General features: G+C 60.6%; 4 protein-coding genes and 1 pseudogene. 1 reads left to right on the forward strand and 4 read right to left on the reverse strand.

Features of this window, described 5'->3' with window-relative positions:
- Nucleotides 1-92 precede the first annotated feature (92 nt).
- Both nrdE and nrdI read right to left on the reverse strand, forming a co-directional pair.
- Nucleotides 93-2,267 (reverse strand): class 1b ribonucleoside-diphosphate reductase subunit alpha, encoded by a 2,175-nt coding sequence (gene nrdE / locus HMPREF3172_RS05960; RefSeq protein ID WP_070516196.1) that lies wholly within the window; start codon nucleotides 2,265-2,267, stop codon nucleotides 93-95.
- Entirely contained in the window at nucleotides 2,264-2,773 is a 510-nt protein-coding gene (gene nrdI / locus HMPREF3172_RS05965; protein ID WP_016664109.1) for a class Ib ribonucleoside-diphosphate reductase assembly flavoprotein NrdI, read from the reverse strand. Before nrdI ends, nrdE begins: the two co-directional genes overlap by 4 nt.
- A gap of 251 nt (nucleotides 2,774-3,024) precedes the next feature.
- Here nrdI and HMPREF3172_RS05970 point away from each other — a divergent pair, with 251 nt between their 5' ends.
- The gene (locus HMPREF3172_RS05970; protein ID WP_083281442.1) at nucleotides 3,025-4,890 is read left to right on the forward strand and encodes a phosphoenolpyruvate carboxykinase (GTP); all 1,866 of its coding nucleotides are present in this window, start codon (nucleotides 3,025-3,027) and stop codon (nucleotides 4,888-4,890) included.
- A 112-nt stretch (nucleotides 4,891-5,002) separates the two neighbouring features.
- Here the strand turns inward: HMPREF3172_RS05970 and HMPREF3172_RS05975 are convergent, their stop codons facing one another.
- Nucleotides 5,003-5,575, reverse strand: a complete 573-nt coding sequence (locus HMPREF3172_RS05975) for an NADPH-dependent FMN reductase (RefSeq protein WP_019174205.1) — start codon at nucleotides 5,573-5,575, stop codon at nucleotides 5,003-5,005.
- Between the two features lie 239 nt (nucleotides 5,576-5,814).
- Nucleotides 5,815-6,000: pseudogene (locus tag HMPREF3172_RS10565) on the reverse strand (hypothetical protein); the annotation flags it as partial.

Here is a 6,000-nt window from a genome sequence, read left to right on the forward strand (position 1 = left end):
TCTTTCACTAGTGGTGTCTGGTGGTCAGTGCGCGGACGGCGCGCGGTGCGCCCGCGCGCGCAGCACGGGCGCACACGCGGGCGCGAACGCGACTACAGCGCGCAGGAAACGCAGCCTTCGATCTCGGTTCCCTCGAGCGCGGGCTGGCGCAGGCGGATGTAGTACAGCGTCTTGATGCCCTTGCGCCACGCGTAGATCTGCGCGCGGTTGATGTCGCGAGTGGTCGCCTCGTCTTTAAAGAACAGCGTGAGCGACAGACCCTGATCCACGTGCTTGGTCGCAGCAGCGTAGGTGTCGATGATCTTCTCGGCGCCGATTTCGTAGGCGTCTTCGAAGAACTCGAGGTTGTCGTTTGTCATGTGCGGAGCCGGGTAGTACACGCGGCCGAGCTTGCCCTCTTTACGAATCTCAATCTTCGAGGCGATCGGGTGGATCGAAGCCGTCGAGTTGTTCACGTAGCTAATCGACCCGGTCGGTGGCACCGCCTGCAGGTACGCGTTGTAGATACCGTGTTCGCGGATCGACTCGCGCAGCTGTTCCCAGTCCGCAACCGTCGGCAGCGCAACTCCAGCCTCGGCGAAGAGCTCACGCACCCGCGCGGTTTCTGGCACCCACTCCTCGGCCGTGTAACGGTCGAAGTAGCTGCCGTCAGCGTAGTCGCTCTTCTCGAAGCCCGCGAAGGTCGCACCGCGGTCAATCGCCAGCTGGTTCGAAGCGCGCAGCGCGTGGTAGGTCACCGTGCGGAAGTACGCGTCGGTGAAGTCAATTCCCTCTTCGCTGCCGTAGTGGATGCGCTGCGAAGCGAGGTAGCCATGCAGGTTCATCTGCCCGAGGCCGATGGCGTGTGACGCACGGTTACCCTCGGCAATTGACGGCACCGCCTGAATGTCGGTCTGATCCGACACACTCGTCAGCGCCCGCACCGCAATCTCAACGGTTGCGCCGAAGTCCGGGCTGGCCATTGCCTGCGCAATGTTCAGCGAGCCGAGGTTGCACGAAATGTCGTGACCGATCGTCTCGTACCCGATTGCGGCGTCGTACTCAGAGGCGGTGTTCACCTGCAGAATCTCCGAGCACAGGTTCGACATGTTGATGTGCCCCTCGAGCGGGTTCGCACGGTTCACAGTGTCTTCGAACAGCACGTACGGGTAGCCCGACTCGAACTGCAGCTCAGCGAGGGTCTTGAAGAACTCGCGCGCGCTGATCGTGGTCTTGCGGATCCGCGGGTTCGCGACGAACTCGTCGTAGCGCTCGGTGATTGACTGATCCGAAAGCGGAATACCGGTTTCGCGAAGCACATCGTAGGGGCTAAACAGGTGCATATCTTTGTTCTGCTTAGCCAGTTCGAAGGTCACATCCGGAATCACAACCCCAACCGACAGGGTCTTAATGCGGATCTTCTCGTCAGCGTTTTCACGCTTCGTGTCGAGGAACCGCATAATGTCGGGGTGGTGCGCGTGCAGGTACGCAGCGCCTGCGCCCTGGCGAGCGCCGAGCTGGTTCGCGTAGCTGAAGCTGTCTTCGAGGATCTTCATCACGGGAACAACACCGGAAGCCTGGTTCTCGACCTGCTTAATCGGGGAACCCGCCTCGCGGAGGTTTGACAGCAGCAGCGCCACACCGCCGCCGCGCTTGGACAGCTGCAGCGCAGAGTTAACGCTGCGGCCAATCGATTCGAGATTGTCTTCAACGCGCAGCAGGAAGCACGACACGAGCTCGCCGCGCTGTTTCTTACCCGCGTTCAAGAACGTCGGAGTTGCCGGCTGGAAACGGCCCGAGAGGATCTCGGTGACCGTCTTCGAAGCCAGTTCCTCGTCACCCTGACCGAGGAACAGCGCCGTGGCAACAACTCGCTGCTCGAAGTTTTCGAGGAAGAGGCTGCCGTCGAAGGTTTTCAGCGCGTAGGAGGTGAAGAACTTAAACGCACCGAGGAAGGTCTGGAACTTGTGCCCGAAAGCGTCGGCCTGTTCGTGGAGGCGCTCGACGAAGTCCTTGTCGTAGGCGCGCAGGTATTCGGCTTCGTAGTACTCGTTTTCGATCAGCCACTCCAGGCGTTCCCACACCGAAGCGAACTGCTTCGTGTTCGGGATGACCTGCTGGTTCAGGTAGGCCTCCGCCGCTTCGTGATCCTTGTCAAACTGGATCGACCCGTCCGCCGCAAACAGGTTCAGCTGGGCGTTGAGCGCGTGGTAGTCCTTCCGCTCGCCGACCCTGCCAACCCGTGCAGTGTTGGGGGTGGTTGTTTCTGATGGTGTGGCGATCGTCATGCGACGTCCTCCTCATTTGCTTCTGCTTCTAATGTGTTCTGTCGTGCCCAAAATTCGTCTAAACCAGCCTTGACTCGAGCAACGTCGCGGTTGGTGCCAAGAAGTTCAAAGCGGTACAGCTCAGGAACTTTGCACTTGGCTGAGATGATCGGTCCTGCGATGCAGTAGTGCTCACCGAAGTTGGTGTTCCCCGCGGTAATCACGCCGCGGATCAGCGCGCGGTTTGCAGGATCGTTCAGGAACGTAATCACCTGCCGCGGCACCGCCCCGGCCTGCGCTCCGCCGCCGTAGGTCGGAACCACGAGCACGTAGGGCCTGGTCACTCGGATCATTCCCTCTGTGCGCGGTCGGAGTGGGATCCGCACCGCCGGGCGCTCGAGCTTCTCGACGAAGCGGAGGGTGTTCTCCGAAACGCTCGAGAAAAACACCAGGTCAGGTGAATCTTGCCCCTCGAGCACTCGCACCTCCGCGACGCTTCGTGTTCGGCCTTCCCTGCGTTCACTCATCAGCATGTTCTCCTCTCAGCATTTGCGCCTCAGCAATCCCACCCCTACATCTAGTCCTGACCCACATTGCGGGGCACTACATATAGTGTTTAGCACGAATAATCTCACAAAACTACGACACGCCGAAGTACAGACGACGTCATACCGAACCCAAGACTCAAAGGGGATACTTATGGTGCTGTCAGACTCGACGTACTACGGTAAAGAGCACAAGTGAGACCCGGAAACTAAAGAATGAATGAGGGCGCCTGGTGACCGCATCAAAGCAATTTCAAGTTCCTCCAGAGATTCACGTGGAAAGCGTTCGCGCTTTTGTGAGCGAGTGGGCAGAGATCACCAATCCTGAAAAGATCGAGCTCGTCTCAGCAGCGGATGACGCCAGGCTGCTCGAAGAGGCCATCGCCGCCGGCGAAATGCTCCGCGCAGGCAAAGGTCGCTACTACTCACGGTCACACCCGAAAGACACCGCCCGCACCGAAGAGCGCACCTTTGTCGCCACGGCTGACGAGGCGGATCGCGGGCGCTACAACAACTGGCGCCACTCAAGCGAGGTCAAACCGCTGCTGACGAGCCGCATGCGCGGCGCTTCGGCGGGTAAAACCATGTACGTGGTGCCGTACCTGATGGCCCCTCCCGGCACCCCGCTTGCGAACTTCGCGCTCGGAGTTGAGCTCACCGACGACCGCAACGTGGTGCTGCAGATGATCCGCATGGCCCGCGTCGGAATTGAGCACTTCGACGGTGTCAGCGACCAGGACTTCTTCGTGCGCGGTGTGCACGTCACCGGTGACCTGACCGCGCTGCAGCAGGGCACCGACGCCGACGAGCGGATGTTTGTGACCGTCGCAGACGAGCGCACCATTTTGCACTTCGGCTCCGCGTACGGCGGCAACGCGCTGCTTGGTAAAATCGCCCACGGTCTGCGCCAGGCGTCCTACGACGGTTACGCCTCAGGGAAGTTCCTCGCGGAGCAGTTCCTGCTGCTTGGGATCCACGACCGTGAAACCGGCGTCACCACGCACGTGTGCGGCGGCTTCCCGAGCGCGTCAGGGAAAACCAACCTCGCGATGACGCTGCCGCCAAACGGACTCGGCGACCGCTACCGCGTTGATTTTTACGGCGACGACATCGCCTGGATGTGGGTTGACGACGAAGGGAAACTCCGTGCCATCAACCCCGAAAACGGTGCCTTCGGTGTCGCAAAAGACACCAACGAGGGTTCCAACCCCACCGCGATGGCGGCAATCGCTGAGGGATCGGGCACGATCTTCACCAACACCGCCTACAACGAAGTCACCGGCGAGGTGTGGTGGGAGGGTCTCACCCCCGAACCCCCGGCCGACCCGGCAGGGTGGCTCGACTGGACCGGCGCGAAAATCACCGACCGCACCGCCGAGCAGCAAAACGAACCGTGGGCGCACCCGAACAGCCGCTTCACTATTCCGCTGGAGCGCATCCCGAACCTCGCCGAAGACGTCTCCAAACCCGAGGGCGTGGTCGTTGACGCGATTATCTTCGGTGGCCGCACCCGCGATCGTGAACCGCTGATCCGCGCAATCGACAACCTTGTTGATGGCGTCTACGACGGGCTGACACTCGGCGCCGAGGCGACTTTCGCAGCGGACGGGCTTGACGGGCAGCTGCGTTACGACCCGATGTCGATGCGTCCGTTCTTCTCGTACTCCGAGGGTCGCTACGCCGAACACTGGCTTAAAGTGCTCGGGCAGCTGAAAGAGATGCCGATGTTTGCCCACGTCAACTGGTTCCAGCGCGAACCCGAAACCGGTCGTTACCTGTGGCCGGGCTTCCGCGAGAACCTGCGCGCGCTGAACTGGCTCACACAGTACCGCGACGGCAAAGTCAAGGGACGCAAAACCCCGATCGGCGTGCTCCCGCTTGTTGAAGAGCTCGACTTTACCGGTCTCGAAATCGACGCGGCGGATCTCGACAAACTGCAGCGGGTTGACGTTGAACGCTGGCTGCAGGAAACCGATCACCGCGCTGAGCACCTGCGCGAGCTGCCCGATATGCCGCGCGAAATCTGGGACGCACACGAGGCGCTTGTCGAGGCGTTGCGGGCCGAGGCGGCAACTGACGCAGGGGGCGCAGACAGCTAGCGCCTGCGCCACCGCGCGGCCGCGGCGACACAAAACTGCCACACAACAAACGAGGGGGAAACCGAAACGTGTTCGGTTTCCCCCTCGCCTTTGGGTTACGCGCCCGCGAAAACTAATCGCGGCTGGTTTTTTCGATCAGCTCAGCGAAGCGGTCAATGTATTTCTGCAGGAACTCAACGGTTGACTCGCGGGTGATCTTATCCCCGTCACCGAAAAGCTCAGGCGACTGCGACAGGAACACCTCGGGCTGGCCAAGCGTTGGCATGTCGAAGTAGGAAAGCGCAAGGCGCAGGTTCTTCTGCGACGAGTACCCGCCCATGCGTCCAACAGAGTGGCTCACAATTCCCGCCGGGAGTCCCTTCCACGCAACGTCGGCGTTGGGTTTCGACCCAATATCCACCGCGTTTTTCAGGCACGCCGGGATGGTGCGGTTGTTCTCCGGGGTCACAAACAGCACCCCGTCAGAGGCCTTAATCGTCTCGCGGAACTCCGTGTACTCCGCCGGCACCGGCTTGTCGGTGACCTCTGGGTCGTCGTAGTCGAAATCGTACAGCGGCAGGTCGCGGATCTCCACGATCTTCGCCTCGTACCCCTCAGGGAACATCGGAATCAGGTTGTGCGCAATCTTACGGGCAAAGGAGCCACGACGCAGGCTCCCAACAATCACACTCACGCGCTTCGTCATACGTTTCACTCTCTTTTCTCTATTTCAACTGTGGATCATGCACCGCGATCCGCGCCCTCATACGCCACAGACTCGCGCGGCGCGAGCTGCCGGTCGCTGCCCCAAGCCGAGCAGAACCGGCACTCGCTCACGAGGTCAAACCTATGTTAACAATTCCGCCATTGCGAACCTCATGAGTAACCGAAGCTCCGAGTGGGGTTACCCGCAAATCGTGGACACGTAGTGGAGCTACCTAGTGGTTAGGCAGCTATTTCTTTTCTACTAGTGATTAGACCAATTTGGTTCTCAAAGTCGACGGGGCTGACCATACCGAGTGCGGAATGTCGGCGTCGACGGATGTAGACGACTTCAATCCAGTAGGCAACGGCCTTGCGTGCAGCATCACGGGTCGGGTCAAGTCCTTTTGTGTGGTGTATGAAATCGTT

Source organism: Brevibacterium sp. HMSC08F02 (assembly GCF_001807555.1).
Lineage (GTDB): Bacteria > Actinomycetota > Actinomycetes > Actinomycetales > Brevibacteriaceae > Brevibacterium > Brevibacterium ravenspurgense.

What these genes read in the sequence shown, in the direction of transcription:
- nrdE (WP_070516196.1), bottom strand. Translation starts at nt 2,267, where the DNA reads ATGACGATCGCCACACCATCAGAAACAACCACCCCCAACACTGCACGG.
- nrdI (WP_016664109.1), bottom strand. Translation starts at nt 2,773, where the DNA reads ATGAGTGAACGCAGGGAAGGCCGAACACGAAGCGTCGCGGAGGTGCGA.
- HMPREF3172_RS05975 (WP_019174205.1), bottom strand. Translation starts at nt 5,575, where the DNA reads ATGACGAAGCGCGTGAGTGTGATTGTTGGGAGCCTGCGTCGTGGCTCC.